The following is an 18,931-nucleotide window of genomic DNA, read 5'->3' on the forward strand; positions in this document are numbered from 1 at the left end:
TGCGATCGGTAGCCGGTGCCCTGCGTCAACGCGACGCCGGCCCACAGAACAACTGTTGGTATTGCAGGAAAAGCGCCTCGAGCAGCACGCGTGTGTTGAGCGGGTGGTTCTGCACCTGACGCTGCTGCGCCAGCTCACGCAGGAAGCCGAGCAGGCGCACGTCGTCCGTAGCGTCGCCGCAGCGGCGCAACGCCTGCGCATGCCCCGGGAAGAAGCGTACGGTGCCGGCCATGCGCTCGGCGAGTACATCGAAGCACCAGCGTTGCAGCGTCTCGAGAATACTCGGCAGATTGCCCTTGTGCAGTTGCTCGGCACAGGCGAAGCCATCGATGGCGGCCCCTTGAGCCAACTGACCAAGCAGCCAGTCGCGCCAGGCACGCTCGTCCGGCTCGGCCAGCGTGCGGGCGGCCAGCGGCGCCCCGCCGGTTTCGGCCAGTACCGCAGCGGCGGTGCCGGCGTCGAGTCCGGCGTCATCCATCAGCCATTGCGTCGCCTGCGCATGGTCCGGCCGGGTCAGCACCACACGACGGCAGCGCGACAGAATCGTCGGCAACAAGCGGTCCGGCTGCGTCGTCACCAGCAGGAAGATCACGCCCTCGGGCGGCTCTTCGAGCGTCTTGAGCAAGGCGTTCGCCGCATGCACGTTGAGTGCCTCGGCTGGATAGAGCAGCACTACGCGTCGCCCCTGACGGTGCGACCCCAGGCTCGCGAAGTCGATCACCTCGCGCACCTGCTCGATCTTGATCTCCTTGCTCGGCGTCTTGGTCTTCTTGTCGCCCTCGGCTTCGGCACGCGCCTCGGCACCGGGCAGACTGTCGGCCAACGCCTCGGGGCAAATGGCGCGGAAGTCCGGATGGTTGCCGCTGGCGAACCACTGGCACGCTCCGCACGTGCCGCATGGCAGATGATCGGCACGCGGTGATTCGCACAGCAGGCCCTGCGCGAACGTGCGGGCAAGCGCCAGCTCGCCGATGCCGGGCACGGCCTGCAACAGGAGCGCGTGCGGCATCTGGGCGCGCAGGTCGTTAAGACGGGTCCAGTCCTGTGACTGCCAGGGATACAGCATGTGGGCTCCTTGGCCGGTAGATGCGTCGGTCGAACCAGCGGATTGTCGAGAGATCGTCGAGAGATTATCGCGCGTCAGCGCGGCCCGTGCCCGGGCACGCCCAGACGGGCGAACACGCCCGCGAGTTGCCCGGCAATGGCGTCGATGCTTTGCGCGGCATCGATCACGACGAAGCGCTCGGCCGCGGCCTTGGCGCGACGCAGGTATTCGTCTCGTACGCGCGTGAAAAACGCCGTCGATTCGCGCTCGAACTTGTCGGGGGCCCGGGCGCCGGCCAGCCGCGCGGCGGCAATCGCCGGATCGAGGTCAAACAGAATCGTCAGATCAGGCTGACGCGTGCCCTGCACCCATTGCTCCAGAATCGCCAGCTTCTCGCGCGACAGCCCCCGGCCGCCGCCCTGATAGGCAAACGTCGCATCGGTGAAACGGTCGGAGACGACCCAGTCGCCACGCGCGAGCGCGGGTTCGATCACCTTCGCCAGATGCTCCCGGCGCCCGGCAAACATCAGCAGCGCCTCGGTCTCGAGATCCATCGGCTCATCGAGCACGAGCTTGCGCAGCGCCTCGCCCAACGGCGTGCCGCCCGGCTCGCGCGTGGCGACGACGCCGCGCCCCACGCTGGCAAGGCCCTGACGCAGCGTGTCGACAAAGGCGTTGACGTGCGTGCTCTTGCCTGCGCCGTCGATGCCTTCAAACGTCACGAACTTGCCCGGCACCCCTGGGGATTGCGTCATTGCTCACCTCGCTGATATTTGTCCACGGCGCGATTGTGCTCCTGGAGGCTCGTCGAGAAATGGCTCGTGCCGTCGCCACGTGCCACGAAGTACAACGCGTCGGTCGGCGCAGGATTGAGCGCCGCCGCGAGCGACGCCACGCCCGGCAGCGCGATCGGCGTCGGCGGCAGGCCCGCGCGGGTATAAGTGTTGTAGGGCGTATCCGTTTGCAGATCGCGCTTGCGCAGACGCCCCGTATACAAATCCCCCATGCCGTAGATCACCGTGGGATCGGTCTGCAGCAGCATACGCTTGCGCAGCCGATTGACGAACACGGCCGCGACCTGGCCGCGCTCGACCGCTTGCCCCGTCTCCTTCTCGATGAGCGACGCCATGATAAGCGCCTCGTACGGTGTTGTGTAAGGCAAGCCCGGCGCACGCGCGGCCCACGCCTCGTCCAGACGCTTCTGCATCAGACGATAGGCCCGCTTATAGATATCGATGTCGCTCGTACCTTTCGGAAACAGGTAGGTGTCGGGGAAGAACATCCCCTCGGCCTCCGCACGATCGGCGCCCACGAGTTGCATGAGGTCGGCATCGGGAAGCCCCGCGGTGTCGTGCCGCAACGCCGGGTTCGCGTCCAGCTCGGCGCGCATCTTCTTGAAGGTCCAGCCTTCGATGATGGTCACCACGTACTGGTTGACGTCGCCGCGCGCGAGCTTTTCCATCACCTCGAACGGCGTGATGCCGGTCGCAAATGCGTAGTTACCCGACTTGAGCTTGGTGCCAACGTCCATGACGCGGGCGAGCAGATTGAACAGCAGCGGGTGCACCGGCACCCCGCCGGTGCGCAATTGCGCGGCCACGCTGCGCACAGAGCTGTAGGGCTTGATCGTGACGTCGAGCGTTGGCTGGCTCAACTGCAAGGGGGCTTGGGCCCAATAATAGAATGCGCCGCCCGCCGCGAGCGCAGCGACAATCAACAGGACGAACAGGCGTTTGATGACAGACATGAATTGCAGGGTAAGTCGTCGGAGGACGGCAGCGGGTTCGGGGGATTCGGTCAGCCGGACTGGCGTGGCGGCGACGGCGTCGAGGGGCGCGTTTTGCGCGTCGAACCGGGCTCGCACGTTCTGGCGGAAGACCCAATATAATACTTTGACTTGCCGAACCCTCACAGATTGACAGTCACCCTCGTTTATGACCTCCCAATGGCGTGATCTCCTGCCGCAAGCGGCAGCCGTGGCTTTGCCCGATGCTTCGTCTGAAGTTTCGTCCGATGTTTCGACCGACGCGAGCGCACGCGCCGCACAGTTTCAAGCCCTGCAAAGCGGCAGCTTCGTCTCGCTCGCGAGCGACACCGGCCTGATCGCCGTGCGCGGCGCCGATGCGGCGAGCTTCCTGCACGGCCAACTGACCAACGACGTCGAGCGTCTCACGTCTGCACAGGCGCGTCTGGCGGGCTACTGCTCGGCCAAGGGTCGCCTGCTCGCGACCTTCCTGATGTGGCGCGACGCGTCTGCCGACGCCACGATCTATCTGGCGTGCGACGCTGCAGTGCAGGCTGCCGTGCAGAAACGTCTGTCGATGTTCGTCCTGCGGGCCAAGGCCAAACTGACGGACGCGACGGCCACGCACGTGCTGCTGCAGGTTGGCGGCCCGGCGGCGGAAGCGGTCCTGGCGAACACGTTCGCCGCGCTGCCCGCCGCGCCGCTTGCCGTTGCCCAGGCAACGCTCGGCGAAGCCTCGACGAGCGTGATCCGTCTGCCCGGGGCCGGCACGGCGCGCTCGCTCTCGCGTTTTCTGTGGAGCGTGCCCGTGGCGAATGCTGCCGAGACCTGGGCCGCGCTGGCGCAAGCCCCCGGACTGGTGGCCGTCGACCCGGCCCTCGCGGCGTGGCTCGATGTGCGCAGTGGCGTGGCGCGTGTCACCACCGAGACGCAGGAACAGTTCGTCCCCCAGATGGTGAACTGGGAGGTCGTGGGCGGCGTGAACTTCCGCAAAGGCTGCTATCCGGGACAGGAAGTCGTCGCGCGCAGCCAATATCGCGGTACCATCAAGCGACGCCTGCATCTGGCGCATGTGAGCGGCGCATCACCCGTACCGGGTCAGGCACTTGTCGAGACGAGCGACCCCGACCAGCCGTGCGGCATGGTCGTGCAGGCCGCGCCGGCCCCTGACGGCGGCTACGACGTACTCGTCGAAGTGAAGCTCGCCGCACGCGACACCGATGACGTGCGGCTTGGCGCCGCCGGCGGACCCGCGCTGGTCTTCGCGGACTTGCCGTACGAGATCGTCGATCCGACGGAATCGCCCGCGTCGTCCGCGGCGGCATCCTGATTCGGCCGCCCCCGCGACGGACGATGGACTGCTACGTCTACTATCGCGTCGCATCGCACAACGCCGACGCGGCCCACCGGGCCGTCGCGCAGGTCTTCGCGCTGACGGCGGCGCGCTTCGGCGTCGCCGGACATCTGCAATGGCGCGCCGACGCCAGCGCTCACGACACCGCCGCTGGCACCGCGACGTGGATGGAGCGCTACGACGGTGTCGACCCCGCGTTCGTCGCGGCGCTGCCCCGGTTGGCCGCCGAGAGCGGCTTGATGGCGTTCATTGACGGCGAGCGCCACACCGAGTGTTTTGTTGACACCCCGCCGCCATGTGCCTGATCGTCTTCTCCTGGCAGCCGGACGCCGCCACGCCGCTGGTCCTGCTCGCCAATCGCGATGAGTTCTTCGAGCGTCCTGCCGAGCCACTGCACTGGTGGCGGGATCGCCCGGACGTCCTCGCCGGCCGTGATTTGCGCGGCGGTGGAACGTGGATGGGCGTCAATCGCGCGGGGCGCTTCAGCGCACTCACGAACTTCCGCGACGGCCGCGCGCCGATGGCACCGAAGGACGCCCCGTCGCGCGGCCTGCTGGTCTCGGCCATGCTGGACGCGACATCGTTCGATGACGATCTGATCCGCGTCGAACGGCATGCGCACGAGTACGCCGGATTCAACCTGCTCGCAGGCGACTTGCCGGCGGGCAAGCTGTTCTGGCTCGGCAATCGCACCCATCATGTCGGTGGCACCGCGCCCGCCCCCGTCTCCATGCCGCTCGCCCAGGCCATCGCGCCCGGCGTCCACGGCCTGTCCAACGCCGTGCTCGACACGCCGTGGCCGAAGCTGGTCAGCCGTCGCGAGGCATTCGCCCATGCGCTGACGCACGATGCCGATGACGCCAGCCTGTTGCGGATCATGCGCGACGCCACTGAAGCGCCCGACAGTGCGTTGCCCGAGACGGGCGTCTCACGCGCCTGGGAACGCTCGCTATCGGCGGCGTTCATCGCGTCGCCCGCGTATGGCACGCGATGCACAACCCTGCTTCGCTACCATCGTGACGGCACCGTCGAGATGACCGAAGTCACCGTGACGCCCGGCCAGACGCCCACAGACTTGTCAGACCGGCGCGACTTCACCTTCACCGCTCGGGCCGCCCTCGCTCGATAGCGGGAGGCATCGGCGCTGCCCGCCGCGAAACGACGGCGGGCGTTGCGTCAACGCCACGGGTCGATGGAGAGTCCTTAAGCCGTTAGGACGCAACACTCCGGAAACTCAGGAGTGCTTTCCAAATGACGGGCAAATCCCTCGTCAAACCAACCGCACGATCTGCTTGCCGAAGTTCTCACCCTTGAGCAGGCCGAGAAATGCGGCCGGCGCGTTTTCGATGCCTTGCGCCATCGTCTCGCGATAGCGCAGCTCGCCCGCGGCGATAGCATCCGCCAGTTCCTTCAGCGCCTGCGGCCAGACGTCCATATGCTCGGTCACGATGAAGCCCTCGAGCCGCACCCGGTTCGTCAACAGCAGCGCCGGATACATCAGCGGAATGGGCTCGCCGTTGTAGCCGGAAATCATGCCGCACAGCGCAATGCGCGAGTGCGCGTTGAGATGGCGCATGACAGCGTTGAGCACCTCACCGCCGACGTTCTCGAAATACCCGTCGATGCCGTCCGGTGCCGCGGCGCGCAACGCCTCGTCGAGGTTGCCGGCCTTGTAATCGATGCACGCATCGAAGCCGAGCGTCTCCACCACATAGGCACACTTCTGCGCGCCCCCCGCAATTCCGATCACGCGACAACCGGCTCGCTTGGCCAATTGACCGACCACACTACCCACGGCCCCCGAGGCCGCGCTGACAGCAACCGTTTCGCCCGCCTTCGGGGCGATGATCCGGTTCAGCCCATACCACGCCGTCACACCCGGCATCCCCGCCGCGCCAAGATAGGCGCTCATCGGAATGCGCGCATCGTCGATACGGCGCAGGTTGCTGCCGTCCGAAATGCCGTATTCCTGCCAGCCGAACATGGCGGCAACGGCGTCGCCCGGCTGCCAGTCCGGATGGCGCGATTCGATCACCTCGCCCACCGTCGCCCCGATCATCACCGTGTCGAGCGGCTGCGGCGGCGCGTACGACCTGGTGTCGTTCATCCGGCCGCGCATGTACGGATCCAGGGAAAGATAGAAATTGCGGACCAATATCTGCCCGTCGCCGATCTCCGGCAATTCGGGCGCGGCCAGGTGAAAGTTGTCGAGCGTGGCTTCAGCCTTGGGGCGCGAAACCAGCAGAATCTGACGATTGATCGTCATGGCAATTCCTCCACGTTAGCGAGACGCCGCGACCTCTCGACGTCGCGGCGTCTCACGGTGACATCGTCACAGCGACATCATTGATGATCAGCACACAGCAATGGGTGGCAACGCGTGGTGACGGATAGCCTCGCTATCCCTCAGTCGCCACGCGCTTCGCCCGGGCGTCGCTGTTCGCGCACATCGCGTCCGACCGCGAGTCGGCGCAAATACTTGAAGGTGCCCATCGCCTTGGCCACGAGCTTGCCGTTGGCGTCGCGCACCTCGCCCTCGCAGTAGGCCATCGTCGTCGAGCGGTGCAACAGGCAGCCGAACGCCCGCATCTCGCCGGCGCCCGGCTGCATGAAGCTTGTCTTCATTTCAATCGTCACCACGCCCGTGCCTTCCGGCGCCATGCTCCGGCAGGCCGTGCTCATCGCGATGTCGAGCAACGCCATCGTCACCCCGCCATGCATGACCTCCCAGCTATTGAGATGCTGAGCCGCCAGCGAGAGACGCAGTTCCGACTCGCCCCCCTCGGCGCGCAGCAGTTCAATGCCGAGATGATCGATGAACCCGGAACGAATCGATAGCGCATTCATCGGGCACCCCGGCCGCACTGGCCAATACGGTAAAGCTTGTCCATCGTCATGTCTTCAACTTGCGAGGCAGCGCATCATGCGCTGCCTCTGGTATTCAATCCGTCGTCGGCGACTCACTCGCGCGACACACCGGCCGCACGCAGCGACGTCCATGCCTTGGCGAGCGAGCCGTTGAGATCGATGGCGCGACACGCGTGCTCGATCACACAGACATCGAAGCCCGCCGCCTTGGCGTCGAGTGCGCTCCACGCCACGCAAAAATCGGTCGCCAATCCTACGCAATGCACGCGCCTCACCCCCTTGTCGCGCAAGTACCCCGCCAGCCCGGTCGGCGTCTTTCGATCCGCCTCCAAAAACGCTGAATAACTATCGACGTCCGCGTGGTACCCCTTGCGAACCACGGCCTGCGCATGCGGAATACGCAGCCCCGCATGCAATGCGGCACCCGACGTCTCCTGCACGCAGTGCGTCGGCCACAGTACCTGGTCGCCATATGGCAGCGCTATCGTCTCGAAGGGCTGGCGTCCCGGGTGATGATCGGCAAACGAGACGTGCCCCGCGGGATGCCAGTCCTGCGTCAACACCACCTGAGCGAATTTGCCCGCCAAGGCGTTGATCGCGGGAACCACCTCGTCGCCGCGGGGAACGGCCAACGCGCCGCCCGGCATGAAATCGTTCTGCACGTCGATCACGAGCAGCACTTCGTCCATCGGTTTCATTCACTTGCCCCCATTCGCCGAAGCCGTCGATACCCCCCAACGCCCTCGCGCGAGCCCCGTTTATCCGTTAAAACGCTTGCCGGCGTCGGCCAGTTCAACGAGTCGCGAGGCCGGCACCCAGTCCTCGCCATGTGCCTCTTGCGCAAACTCGCGCACTCGCGCAAGCACCTTGTCCAGCCCCACCGCGTCGGCATAGTGCATCGGCCCGCCGCGCCACAGCGGGAAGCCGTAGCCGTTCAGATACACCATGTCGATGTCCGACGCGCGTGCTGCCGTGCCGTCGGCCAGCACCTTCGCACCTTCATTCACGAGCGCGAAAACAAGCCGATCCACAATCTCGTCGTCAGAGAACTTACGCGGCGCGATTCCGTTCGCCTTGCGATAGTCGTCGATCATCTGCCCGACCTTGGCCGACTCACGCGGCGCGCGGTCCCCCTCGGCATAGTCATACCACCCCGCGTGCGTCTTCTGGCCATAGCGGCCGGCTTCGCACAGGACGTCGGCAATCTTCGGATAGACGATGCCGGGATGTTCAGCGTGCCGGCGCTTGCGAATCGCCCAACTCACGTCGTTCCCGGCCAGGTCGCTCGTGCGGAACGGGCCCATCGCAAAACCGAAGCGTTCGATGGCGGCGTCAACCTGCGCGGGCGACGCGCCCTGCTCGACCATCCATTGCGACTGCTTGAAATACGGCTCGAGCATGCGGTTGCCGATAAACCCGTCGCAGACACGTGCCACCACAGCGAGCTTGCCGATGCGTTTGGCCAGCTTCATGACCGTTGCCAGCACGTCCTTGCCCGTTTGCGCACCGCGCACCACCTCGAGCAAGCGCATGACATTGGCCGGACTGAAGAAGTGCATGCCGATGACGTCCTGCGCCCGCGACGTGGTCGCGGCCAATGCGTCGAGGTCGAGCGTCGACGTGTTCGACGCCAGAATCGCGCCCGGCTTGGCCACCTTGTCGAGCTCACGGAACACGACCTGCTTGATCGCCATCTCCTCGAATACGGCCTCGACGATCAGGTCGGCGTCGGCCACCGCAGCGAAGTCGGTACTGCCATGAATACGCCCCTGCCGCTTCTTCGCCTCGTCCGCCGACAGTTTTCCACGCGTCACTGCACGAGCGTAGTTGCCTCGCATCGATTCGATGCCGCGGGAAAGCGCCGCATCGGTCGTGTCGACCAACGTCACCGGAATCCCGGCGTTGGCAAAGGTCATCGCGATACCGCTCCCCATCGTCCCGGCCCCGATGACGGCCACGCGCTCAATGGTGCGCATCGGCGTATCGTCCGGCACGTCCGCGATCTTGGCGGCTGCGCGCTCGCCAAGAAACGCATGACGCAGCGCCTTCGACTCCGGCGAACTGACCAACGCCACAAAACACTCGCGTTCGAATTTCACGCCGTCATCGAACGGACGTTGCAACGCCGCCTCAACGGCCGCCACGCATTTTTGCGGTGCTGGGAAGTGAGGTTGCTCGCGTTGCACCTTCTCACGCGCGGCATCGATCGCGGCCTGCGCCGAGCCGTCCGCGTCGTCGATCGCCACGTCGCGCAATCGCGGCAACGCTCCGCCTTGTGAGGCGATATTGCGGGCGAAGGCGATGGCACCCGTCAGAAGGTCGTCGCGGTTGCCTTCGAAGATCGTCGAGAAGAGCGTGCCGACAAGCGCCTCTGACTTCACCACACGGCCGGTGACCACCATGTCGAGCGCACGCGCGACACCGATGGCGCGCGGCAGACGCTGCGTGCCGCCCGCGCCCGGCAACAGGCCCAACTTGACCTCGGGCAGCGCGATCTGCGCGCCGGGCAATCCCACCCGATAGTGGCAGGCGAGGGCCAATTCGAGACCACCCCCCATCGCCACCGCGTGAATGGCCGCGACGACGGGTTTGGTGCACGCATCGAGCGCGGTGATCACGTCAACCAGCAGCGGACTTTGCGTTGCCTTCGGCGTATTGAATTCGCGGATGTCGGCCCCGCCGGAAAACGCCTTGCCTGCGCCGATCAGCACCACGGCGCGCACCTGATCGTCGCCCTGGGCTTTCGCGAGCCCCTCGGCGATGCCTGCGCGCGTCGCGTGTCCCAAGCCGTTTACCGGGGGATTGTCCAGCGTGATGACGGCCACGCCGTCACGAACCTCATAAACCGTGCTCATGCTTGTCTCGTTCCTTATTTTCTTGGGGGCTGTGTGCAGGGATGCCGTGCGTCGTTTTGGGGGCGCCGCATATGCGCCGGCAGCGGCAAGGCGATCGCTCGATTCTAGCGCAGCGCTACACCTCAAGCCATTCACGGCGAATCGCAGACGCGCCCGCCAGTGCATCGGGGGCACCCTCGAACACGAGCGTGCCCCGTCCCATCACGGCGATTCGCTGTGCGCAACTGAGCGCGAGCGACAGCTTCTGCTCGATGAGCAGGATGGCGACACCGCTCGCCCGCAAATCGGTCAGGATCCGGCCAATGCGCGCGACCACGCGCGGTGCGAGGCCTTCGGTCGGCTCATCGACAATCAGCAGATCGGGGCCCGCCATCATCGCCCGGCATAGCGACAGCAGTTGCTGCTCGCCACCGGACAGCGATGCCGCCGGCGCATCGCGGCGCGGCGCCAACTCCTCGAAGCGCTCGAACGCCTGGGCAAGCGTAAGCGCGCGATCGGCGGCGGACGGTGGCCGCGCGGTGCGCGCCTTGCCTGCCCGCTGCCCAAGCCATAGATTCTGCATGACGGTCAGCGGCCCGAAGACATCGCGCGTCTCCGGCACGTAGCCGATGCCCAAGCGCGCGATCTGATGCGGTGCCAGCGACGTGAGCGATTGCCCCTGCCAGCGAATCTCCCCCTCGCGCGGCAACTGCCCCATGATCGCGCGGGCAAGCGTGGAGCGCCCCGCCCCATTGCGCCCAAGCACGGCCACGATCTCGCCGGGTGCAACGCGCATCGTCACCCCATGCAGCACCCGGCTGCCGCCATAACCAGCCCGCACGTCGATCAACTCAAGCATCGCGCGCGTCCCCGTCATGCGTCTCGCCGAAGGCATCTGCATAGTCGCCGAGATACGCCGTACGCACGTCGGGATGCGCCCGAATCCGCGCGGGCGTATCGCAGGCGATGATCGCGCCGCGCGCCATCACGGCAATCCGGTCGGCCAGCGAAAAGACCACGTGCATGTCATGCTCGATCATCAACAGCGAGCGTCCCTGGCTAAGGTCGGCAATCAGCGCCACCATACGCGCAGACTCGGACTGACTCATCCCCGCCGTCGGCTCGTCGAGCAACATGACGCTGCCTGCCGACGCCGCGCACAGTCCGACTTCCAGCACACGTTGCTCCGCATAGCTCAGGGCCCCGGCCGGCACGTCGCGTCTGTCCGACAGGCCAAGACGCGTCAACCACCGCTCGCTACGCCGTGTCACGTCGTCCAGCCCATGCATTCGGCGCCAGAACGTGTAGCGATGCCCCCCCGGCCAGAGCCCGGCGCAACGCAGGTGGTCGATCACGCTCATGTGATCGAACAACTGCGACGTCTGGAAACTGCGTGACAGGCCGAGCCGGCTGATGACATGCGGCGCCCGGCCGGTGACATCTCGCGCATTCATCAGGACACGTCCGCCGTCGGGCCGTGTCCTGCCCGTGACGACGTCGAACAGCGTGCTCTTGCCGGCGCCGTTCGGCCCGATGATGGCGAGCCGCTCACCGTGCACAAGCGTCAGATCGATACCGCACAACACCTGCGTTGGCCCGAAGGATTTGCGCACGCCCTGCACGCTGAGTGCCGGGCCAGACGGATGCGAAGCGATCGCTGCCTGTCTCATCGGCGTCTTCGCCGTCATTGCCCTCATCGCCGGTCCTCCGTCGCGTGTATGGCACCCGCCGCCAAACGTCGCAACTGACGCCCGGCGCGCACGACGATGATCCACCCCACGATGACCGCCACGCCCGCCATCCCCCACGTACCCGGTCCTGCTTGCGCGCGCAAGCCGCTCGCCGCCACCTGCCCGGCGCCGCTCGCCAGACGTACGGCGTAAGTCATTTCGACAATGGCAATCAGCCCGCCAATGCCCATCGCCAGGCCAGCACACGCCACCGCATAGGGCCGCCACAACGTTCGCGCCATGCCCGTGCGCCACGCGCGCCCGTGTACCGCGATCAATCCGGCAATACCGCCCGGCGCGAACAGCACGACGGCAAGAAAGCCCAATCCGAGATAGAGCTGCCAGGCGCGCGTGAGTGTCGCCAGCATCACCGTCACGAACACGCCGACGACAGCGCCCACGATCGGCCCCGCGAAATACGTCGTGCCGCCCAGTACCGTGAACACCAGCACGACACCGGAGCGCTCCAGACTGAACGCGTCGGCACTGACCAGTTCGAAATTCAATGCCCCCAGCGCGCCCGCCACTCCTGCGAATGCGGCCGCCAGAATCTGCATGCGATAGCGCACCGCTGAAGGCGACGGTCCAAGGAAGGCAACCCGCACCGCATTGTCGCGAACGGCGCGCGCGAGGAACCCCAGCGGCGTGCGCGTGATGCCGTACATCAACGCGGTGCAGACGAACATCCACACGGCGACGAGCCCATAGATCTCGCGCTGCGTCGCGAACGTCACGCCGAACCATGCGGCGCCAAGCGTACGGTCGGTCGGAATGCCCCGCTCGCCGCCGAACCACTCGGGCAACATCGCAGCCAAGACCCAGACAAGCTCGGCCACGCCCAGCGTAATCATCGCGAAGGTCATACCCGCACGGCGTGTCGTGACGAAGCCGAGCGTAGCGCCCGCCGCCCCGGCCGCCAACGCGCCGGCGAGCGGCACGACCGCCATCGACACCGCCAGCCCCTGCGCACCGATACGATTCATGCACCATACGCCCGCGTACGCCCCAATGCCCGCATACGTCGCGTGACAGAAGCTCAACAGGCCGGTGGAACCGAGCAGCAGATTGAAGGACAGCGCGAGAATGGCCGCAGTCCCCATCTGCGTCATCAGGGTCAGCGCCGCGTCGGAAGGAAAGCACCACGGGGCCAGGCCGAGGATGGCGGCAAACGCCAACCACACTGCCACCCGGCGGCGCCACGACACGGGCGCCGCCCCTGGCGAACCGGCGATCACGTTGTCCATTACCCCTCCCGCACGCCGGACAGCCCGCGCGCACGCCACAGCAGCACCGACACCATCAGCAGATAAGGCACCGCCGGCGCGAGTTGCGCGACGCTAAGGTGCAACAACGGCGCGACCGCCGCTCGCACAGCGCCCATCGTTCCCAAAGGGCCCACGGCGCCGTTAGCACCCGCCACGCTCTGGGGCCACCACTGCGCAAGGCTCGCATCACTTGTCACGGCCCATGTCTGGAGCAGGCCGATCAGCAATGACGCCGCGAACGCCCCGCCCAGCGAGCCCAGCCCCCCGACGACGACCACGACAAAGACCACACTGCCGACCGTTGCCGCCATGCCCGGCTCCGTCACCAGCACATTGCCGCCCGCCGCCCCGGCCAGCGCCGCCAACGCGGCACCACAGGCAAATACGCCCGTGTAAAGCGCGGGCACGTCGTAACCAAGCGCCTGGGTCATTGCCGGCTGCGCGAGCGCGGCCTGCAATATCCATCCCGCCCGCGTTGCACGAAACACCGCCCACACGATCAGGGCAATCGCACATGCCAGCCCCATCAGAAACAACCGGTAAGCGGGCACGGCAATGCCCGCGACAGGGACAAGCACGCCTTCGAAGACTGCCGGCACACCATAATCGACCGGACCGCGCCCCCATGCGAGCTGGACCAGCTCCACCACGATATAGGCGAGCCCGAACGTCGCCAGCAGTTCCGCCAGCGCGCCGCGCGCACGCAAACGCCGCAACACGCCACGCTCGAACCCGGCACCGATCGCCCCCACGATCAACGGCGCGGCGATCAGTGCCGGCCAGAACCCGACGGCGGCCGAGAACGTGTAGGCGAAATACGCCCCGAGCATGTAGAAGCTCGCATGCGCGAAGTTCAGCACGCCCAGCATGCTGAAAATCAGCGTGAGCCCGCTCGACAGCATGAACAGCAGCAAGCCATAGCTCACGCCGTTCACAAGCACGAGGCCGGCGGTGGCACTCAGCAGATGCACGGCGTCTCCTTCGGAAAGCGCAACGAACGATGCGGCAGAGGTTGCCGCATCCGGGAGAAATTCAGGCTGCCATTATAGAGGGGACGTGCGGCCCGAGCCGTGCGCGATGGCCCGAAAAATGGCGTCACTGCTGGATTTCAGGTGCCATCCGAAGATCGGTTCAGACGGTTCCGGGCAGGTTCACGGCGAGTGCCGTCGACATCCGGGACGCCATCAACGCCGGCGACCCGGATGCGAGCGGCGCGCCCCTACGACGCCGCCTGATAATCGCGGAACGCTTCGCGCAATTTGAGCTTGAGCATCTTGCCGGTCGCCGTATGCGGAATCTCGTCGACGAAGACCACGTCGTCGGGAATCCACCATTTCACGACGCGCCCCTGGTAGAACGCCAGCACGTCCTCGCGCGTGAGCGTCGAGCCGGGCTTGCGAACGACCACCAGCAACGGCCGCTCCTCCCATTTCGGGTGACGAATGGCAATGCACGCCGCCTCGTGGATCTCGGGATGCGCCATCGCGACGTTCTCCACATCGATTGAGCTGATCCACTCGCCCCCCGACTTGATGACGTCCTTGCTGCGATCCGTGATCTGCACGTAGCCTTCCGGGTCGATGGTGGCCACATCGCCCGTCGGAAACCACCCGTCGACCAGCGGCGACGTATCGGCGCGGAAGTAGCGATCGAGCACCCACGGTCCACGCGCATAGAGGTCGCCGAATGCCTTGCCGTCCCACGGGAGCTCCTCGCCGTCGGGGCCGACGATTTTCAGGTCGACGCCGTAGATCGCCGTCCCCTGCTTCTCCAGAACATGCTGCTGCGCCTCGGGCGGCAGGTCGCGATGATGCTTGCGCAGATGGCACAGCGTGCCCAGCGGCGACATCTCGCTCATGCCCCACGCATGGATGACGCGTACGCCGTAGTCTTTCTCGAACGTCTGCAGCATGGCCGGCGGACACGCCGACCCGCCGATCACCGTGCGCTCCAGCGTCGAGAAGCGCGCGCCGATCGATTTCACGTAAGTCAGCAGCCCAAGCCAGACCGTCGGCACCCCGGCGGAGAACGTCACGCCCTCGGTTTCGAAAAGCTCGTACAGCGACTTGCCGTCCAGATCCTTGCCGGGGAAGACCAGCTTCGCCCCCACCAGCGCGCTCGAATACGGCAGGCCCCACGCGTTCACATGAAACATCGGCACCACGGGCAAGACGGCGTCGCGTGCCGACATGGCCATGGCGTCGGGCAGCGCTGCACCGAACGCATGCAGTACCGTCGAGCGATGACTGTAGAGCACCCCTTTCGGATGGCCCGTCGTGCCCGACGTATAGCAAAGGCCGGAGGCCGTGTTTTCGTCCATCGACGGCCACGAGAAGTTGCCATCTTCAGCGCCGACAAGATCTTCGTAGCACAACAGCGGCAGATGTGATGTCGGCAGATGCGCGCGATCGGTCATCGCAATCCAGCCCTGCACGCCCGGACACTGCGGCGCAAGGGTCTCGACCAACGCAAGGAAGTTGATGTCGAAGGCCACATAGCGATCTTCGGCGTGATTGACGATATAGGCGATCTGCTCCGGAAACAGGCGCGGGTTCACCGTATGCACCACGCTGCCCATGCCTGAGATGGCGTAATAAAGCTCGAGGTGACGATAGCCATTCCACGCCAGCGTGCCCACGCGCTCGCCGTCGCCCACGCCCAACCGGCGCAGGGCCTGCGCGAGTTGACGGGAACGGTGCTCGGCGTCACGCCAGGTATAGCGGTGGATGTCGCCCTCGATACGGCGCGACACGATCTCGGTGTCGCCATGGTGACGGGCGGCATGGGCGAGCAACGAGGAAATCAGGAGCGGCGCAGCCATCATCTGGCCGAGAAGCGGTGTTGCCATGCGTCGAATCTCCAGAAAAGTCGGGAAAGCCGGAAAGCCGGAATGACGGAATGACGGAACAATGTGACAACGGGACAGCGGGACGACGTGACAACACGGGGGAACTGCAGTCGGGCCGCCGAGGTGCTTCCGTGGACGTGAAGGCGGCCTGCCGTCTCACACACGGCACCGTGTGATCGCGCCACCGCGGCACCACATCGCCGAATCACGCAGAATCATTCTTGACGCGCGCGCGCGTCGGGTCAACGCTCATCGCTTGTGCGGCGCAACAGATGGGGCGAGTGCTCCGCGCCCGCGAGCCGGCAGCACGCGACGGACACCTCAAGTAGAATGTTTGTTCACCTTCAGGAACGTCCTCAATGCCGGCCACCGACCGCTCCGCCGCTATTTCCGCCGCTGCTTCCGCCTCACTCAAGCCCTACGGACCGCTGCCGTTGGCGAATCGGTTTGCGGCACTCGGCCCCGATTTCTACACGCGCCTGGCGCCACAGGCGTTGCCGGCGCCCTACCTGGTCGGTTTTTCCGCCGACGCGGCTCGCCTGCTCGGCTGGTCGTCCGAGGCTGCGCACGATCCGGAATTCGTGTCCACGTTCGCCGGCAATGCCCCGCTGCCCGGCGGCGACCCGCTCGCCAGCGTCTATTCCGGCCACCAGTTCGGCGTGTGGGCCGGCCAACTGGGCGACGGCCGCGCGCTGCTGCTCGGTGAGTCGGACGGCCCCGGCGGGCGCTGGGAAATCCAGATCAAAGGCGGCGGACTCACGCCCTATTCGCGCATGGGCGACGGACGCGCCGTGCTGCGCTCGTCGATCCGCGAGTTCCTCGGCTCGGAAGCCATGTTCCATCTCGGTGTGCCGACCACGCGCGCCCTGTGTGTGATCGGCTCCGATGCCCCCGTGCGTCGCGAAACCGTCGAGACGGCGGCCGTGGTCACGCGCCTGTCGCCGAGCTTTATCCGCTTCGGACATTTCGAGCACTTCTGGGCAGGCGATCAGCACGGCGCACTGCGTCAGCTCGCGGACTTCACGATCGATCATCACTACCCGCACTGCCGCGACGAGGCCAACCCGTACCTCGCCCTGCTCAGCGCCGTGTGCGATGCGACCGCCGAGCTGGTCGCGCACTGGCAGGCCGTGGGCTTCTGTCATGGCGTGATGAACACCGACAACATGTCGATCCTCGGCCTGACGATCGATTACGGCCCCTTCGGCTTTCTCGACGGCTTCAACGCGCATCACATCTGCAATCACTCGGATGCGCAGGGACGCTACGCCTATCAGGCGCAGCCGAACGTGGCGTACTGGAACCTCTTCTGTCTCGCCCAGGCCCTGCTGCCGCTGTTCGGCGATGGCGACGCGGCGATCGAGCAGGCACAGTCGGTGCTGCCCGTGTTCAAGACCCGCTTCGCCGAGGAAATCGATCTGCGCATGCGCGCGAAGCTCGGATTGCGCGAATCGCATGCCGACGACGAAGCGCTCATCAACCGGCTGTTCAAACTGATGCACGAGGGGCGTGTCGATTTCACGCACCTGTTCCGCACGCTGGCCACGCTTGAGCTGGAGAACCCCGCCGCCGACGCCCCGCTGCGCGACATGTTCATCGATCGCGCCGGCTTCGATGCCTGGGCCGTCGATTACCGTGCGCGTCTGCGCCATGAGGCCAGCACGGATGTGAAGCGTGCGGTCGCGATGCGGCTCGTCAATCCAAAGTTCATCCTGCGCAATCATCTGGCGGAAATTGCGATCCGGCGTGCGCGTGAGAAGGACTTTTCGGAAGTCGACACGTTGCTCAAGGTGCTCTCGCATCCCTACGACGAACAGCCCGAATTTGCGCGTTACGCCGAGCTGCCGCCTGACTGGGCCGGGCAGCTCGAGGTCAGTTGCTCGTCCTGATCGACGGCACGGACCGGTATCGACGGGAGCGCGAGCGTCAGCATGGCCTCATGCATTGCAAAACGGCGCGTCGCCCCCATCTGAGCCTGGTCTGACGATAGACGACGCGCGGCGGCACCCTCGGAGCCGCCGCCCATCAGGAGACTCTCATTCATGAGCAAAGTGGAAAAAAGCGACGCCGACTGGCGTGCCCAACTCGACGACGTCGAATACCAGGTCACGCGTCATGCCGCCACCGAACGCGCCTTCACCGGCCGTTACTGGGATCATTGGCAAGACGGCACCTACCGTTGCATCTGTTGCGGCGCGCCGCTGTTCGAATCGACGGAGAAGTTCGATGCGGGTTGCGGCTGGCCGAGCTACGCGAAGCCCATCGACAAGTCCGGTATCGACGAGGTGATGGACTACAGCCACGGCATGGTGCGCGTGGAAGTGCGTTGCCACAACTGCGACGCCCACCTCGGACACGTGTTCGAAGACGGCCCGCAACCGACCGGACTGCGCTATTGCATCAATTCCGCATCGCTCGACTTCGAGGGCAAGGACGGCCCGTCCGACAAGCCGGTTGACGACTGATCGGAAAGCGCTCACGGCGCGCCCGTCAGTGCGGTCGATGGGCGCGGCTGATGATTGCGGTCGATGAGGACGGGCGATGCTGGCGACCTATGCGTGCGGCCGATGAAGGCGGCCGATGAGGGCGGCCGATGAGGGCGGATTAGGCGCGCGGCCGATGGGCGCGGTCAATGAGTACCGTCGATGCGTTCGGTCGATACGCGCGCTCGACCGGTGAGCTCGATCTCATTGGCGTCGGGCACCGAGCCTTTTGGGACATCCCTCGCGGATGGGCGCCCCGACGTGATTCGTCTGTCTGCTAAGCTGGCGCTCCCTCAATGGAACACAGGAAACGTCGCTCATGACCCGTCCGCCCCTTCGCATCGCCCCCCTGCTTTTCTCGGCCGCCGCATCGTTCGGCACCCTGAATGCGGCGCCGGCCATTGCGCAATACACGGGGCCGGCGGCCAGTGTCGCGACGTCCGGCAGCGTGGTCGTGCCATCGGCCATGCCGCATGTCACGAGCGTCGCTCAGGCGTTGGCCGCCCCCGACGATGCGATGGCCGTCATCGAGGGCTATCTCGTCAACCGGCTCAAGCACGAGCACTACACGTTCCGTGACGACACAGGCAGAACGCTCGTCATCGAGCTCGACGACAAATACCTCCCGCCCGGCCACCAGATCAACGACAAGACGCGGGTGCGCATCACCGGCGAAGTGGACCGCCATCACCTTCGCGCGAACGATATCGACGTCAAGCGCATCGACATCCTGCCGTAAGGCAAGCGGCCGGCGTCCTGC

18 protein-coding genes are annotated in these 18,931 nt (G+C 66.0%); 6 read left to right on the plus strand and 12 right to left on the minus strand.

The window, feature by feature from the left end:
* Positions 1–25 precede the first annotated feature (25 nt).
* The 3 genes from holB to mltG form a co-directional block, all read right to left on the minus strand.
* Positions 26–1,066 (minus strand): DNA polymerase III subunit delta', encoded by a 1,041-nt coding sequence (holB, locus tag PEP31012_RS08490; protein WP_150588931.1) that lies wholly within the window; start codon positions 1,064–1,066, stop codon positions 26–28.
* Positions 1,067–1,140: 74 nt separating this feature from the next.
* The gene (gene tmk / locus PEP31012_RS08495; protein ID WP_150588932.1) at positions 1,141–1,800 is read right to left on the minus strand and encodes a dTMP kinase; all 660 of its coding nucleotides are present in this window, start codon (positions 1,798–1,800) and stop codon (positions 1,141–1,143) included.
* Positions 1,797–2,792 carry an endolytic transglycosylase MltG gene (gene mltG / locus PEP31012_RS08500; protein ID WP_150588933.1) on the minus strand — a complete coding sequence of 332 codons (996 nt, stop codon included), beginning with the start codon at positions 2,790–2,792 and terminating at the stop codon, positions 1,797–1,799. The genes tmk and mltG overlap by 4 nt, the downstream gene beginning before the upstream one ends.
* Positions 2,793–2,979: 187 nt before the next feature.
* On the opposite strand from mltG, the gene ygfZ reads away from it, so the two are divergent.
* The 3 genes from ygfZ to PEP31012_RS08515 are packed head-to-tail and all read left to right on the plus strand — an operon-like array spanning position 2,980 to position 5,272.
* Positions 2,980–4,119, plus strand: a complete 1,140-nt coding sequence (ygfZ, locus tag PEP31012_RS08505; RefSeq protein WP_150588934.1) for a CAF17-like 4Fe-4S cluster assembly/insertion protein YgfZ — start codon at positions 2,980–2,982, stop codon at positions 4,117–4,119.
* Positions 4,120–4,142: 23 nt separating this feature from the next.
* Positions 4,143–4,448 carry a DUF4936 family protein gene (locus tag PEP31012_RS08510; protein ID WP_150588935.1) on the plus strand — a complete coding sequence of 102 codons (306 nt, stop codon included), beginning with the start codon at positions 4,143–4,145 and terminating at the stop codon, positions 4,446–4,448.
* Entirely contained in the window at positions 4,439–5,272 is an 834-nt protein-coding gene (locus tag PEP31012_RS08515) for an NRDE family protein (protein WP_150588936.1), read from the plus strand. The genes PEP31012_RS08510 and PEP31012_RS08515 overlap by 10 nt, the downstream gene beginning before the upstream one ends.
* A gap of 141 nt (positions 5,273–5,413) precedes the next feature.
* On the opposite strand, the gene PEP31012_RS08520 is transcribed toward PEP31012_RS08515, so the two are convergent.
* The 9 genes from PEP31012_RS08520 to PEP31012_RS08560 all read right to left on the minus strand — a co-directional run bounded on the left by PEP31012_RS08520 (position 5,414) and on the right by PEP31012_RS08560 (position 15,688).
* Complete coding sequence (locus PEP31012_RS08520) at positions 5,414–6,409, minus strand: NADP-dependent oxidoreductase (RefSeq protein WP_150588937.1); 996 nt, start codon at positions 6,407–6,409, stop codon at positions 5,414–5,416.
* Positions 6,410–6,549: 140 nt separating this feature from the next.
* Positions 6,550–6,990 (minus strand): PaaI family thioesterase, encoded by a 441-nt coding sequence (locus tag PEP31012_RS08525; RefSeq protein WP_150588938.1) that lies wholly within the window; start codon positions 6,988–6,990, stop codon positions 6,550–6,552.
* Between the two features lie 113 nt (positions 6,991–7,103).
* Positions 7,104–7,709, minus strand: coding sequence for a bifunctional nicotinamidase/pyrazinamidase (gene pncA / locus PEP31012_RS08530; protein ID WP_150588939.1), 606 nt, complete (start codon positions 7,707–7,709; stop codon positions 7,104–7,106).
* Between the two features lie 60 nt (positions 7,710–7,769).
* Entirely contained in the window at positions 7,770–9,866 is a 2,097-nt protein-coding gene (locus tag PEP31012_RS08535) for a 3-hydroxyacyl-CoA dehydrogenase NAD-binding domain-containing protein (RefSeq protein WP_150588940.1), read from the minus strand.
* A 115-nt stretch (positions 9,867–9,981) separates the two neighbouring features.
* A complete protein-coding gene (locus PEP31012_RS08540) occupies positions 9,982–10,704 on the minus strand; it encodes an ABC transporter ATP-binding protein (protein WP_150589304.1) in 723 nt (240 codons plus the stop codon).
* A complete protein-coding gene (locus tag PEP31012_RS08545; RefSeq protein ID WP_246171204.1) occupies positions 10,697–11,533 on the minus strand; it encodes an ABC transporter ATP-binding protein in 837 nt (278 codons plus the stop codon). Before PEP31012_RS08545 ends, PEP31012_RS08540 begins: the two co-directional genes overlap by 8 nt.
* A gap of 5 nt (positions 11,534–11,538) precedes the next feature.
* Positions 11,539–12,819 carry a branched-chain amino acid ABC transporter permease gene (locus PEP31012_RS08550; RefSeq protein ID WP_150588941.1) on the minus strand — a complete coding sequence of 427 codons (1,281 nt, stop codon included), beginning with the start codon at positions 12,817–12,819 and terminating at the stop codon, positions 11,539–11,541.
* Positions 12,819–13,811, minus strand: a complete 993-nt coding sequence (locus PEP31012_RS08555) for a branched-chain amino acid ABC transporter permease (RefSeq protein ID WP_150588942.1) — start codon at positions 13,809–13,811, stop codon at positions 12,819–12,821. The genes PEP31012_RS08550 and PEP31012_RS08555 overlap by 1 nt, the downstream gene beginning before the upstream one ends.
* Before the next feature lie 248 nt (positions 13,812–14,059).
* Complete coding sequence (locus tag PEP31012_RS08560; RefSeq protein WP_150588943.1) at positions 14,060–15,688, minus strand: 3-(methylthio)propionyl-CoA ligase; 1,629 nt, start codon at positions 15,686–15,688, stop codon at positions 14,060–14,062.
* Positions 15,689–16,047: 359 nt separating this feature from the next.
* Here PEP31012_RS08560 and PEP31012_RS08565 point away from each other — a divergent pair, with 359 nt between their 5' ends.
* The 3 genes from PEP31012_RS08565 to PEP31012_RS08575 all read left to right on the plus strand — a co-directional run bounded on the left by PEP31012_RS08565 (position 16,048) and on the right by PEP31012_RS08575 (position 18,910).
* Complete coding sequence (locus PEP31012_RS08565; RefSeq protein ID WP_150588944.1) at positions 16,048–17,577, plus strand: protein adenylyltransferase SelO; 1,530 nt, start codon at positions 16,048–16,050, stop codon at positions 17,575–17,577.
* A 153-nt stretch (positions 17,578–17,730) separates the two neighbouring features.
* Positions 17,731–18,153, plus strand: coding sequence for a peptide-methionine (R)-S-oxide reductase MsrB (gene msrB, locus PEP31012_RS08570; RefSeq protein ID WP_150588945.1), 423 nt, complete (start codon positions 17,731–17,733; stop codon positions 18,151–18,153).
* Between the two features lie 337 nt (positions 18,154–18,490).
* Positions 18,491–18,910, plus strand: a complete 420-nt coding sequence (locus PEP31012_RS08575; RefSeq protein ID WP_150588946.1) for a YgiW/YdeI family stress tolerance OB fold protein — start codon at positions 18,491–18,493, stop codon at positions 18,908–18,910.
* Positions 18,911–18,931: the final 21 nt, after the last annotated feature.

The sequence above is a fragment of the Pandoraea eparura genome (assembly GCF_902459725.1).
GTDB lineage: Bacteria > Pseudomonadota > Gammaproteobacteria > Burkholderiales > Burkholderiaceae > Pandoraea > Pandoraea eparura.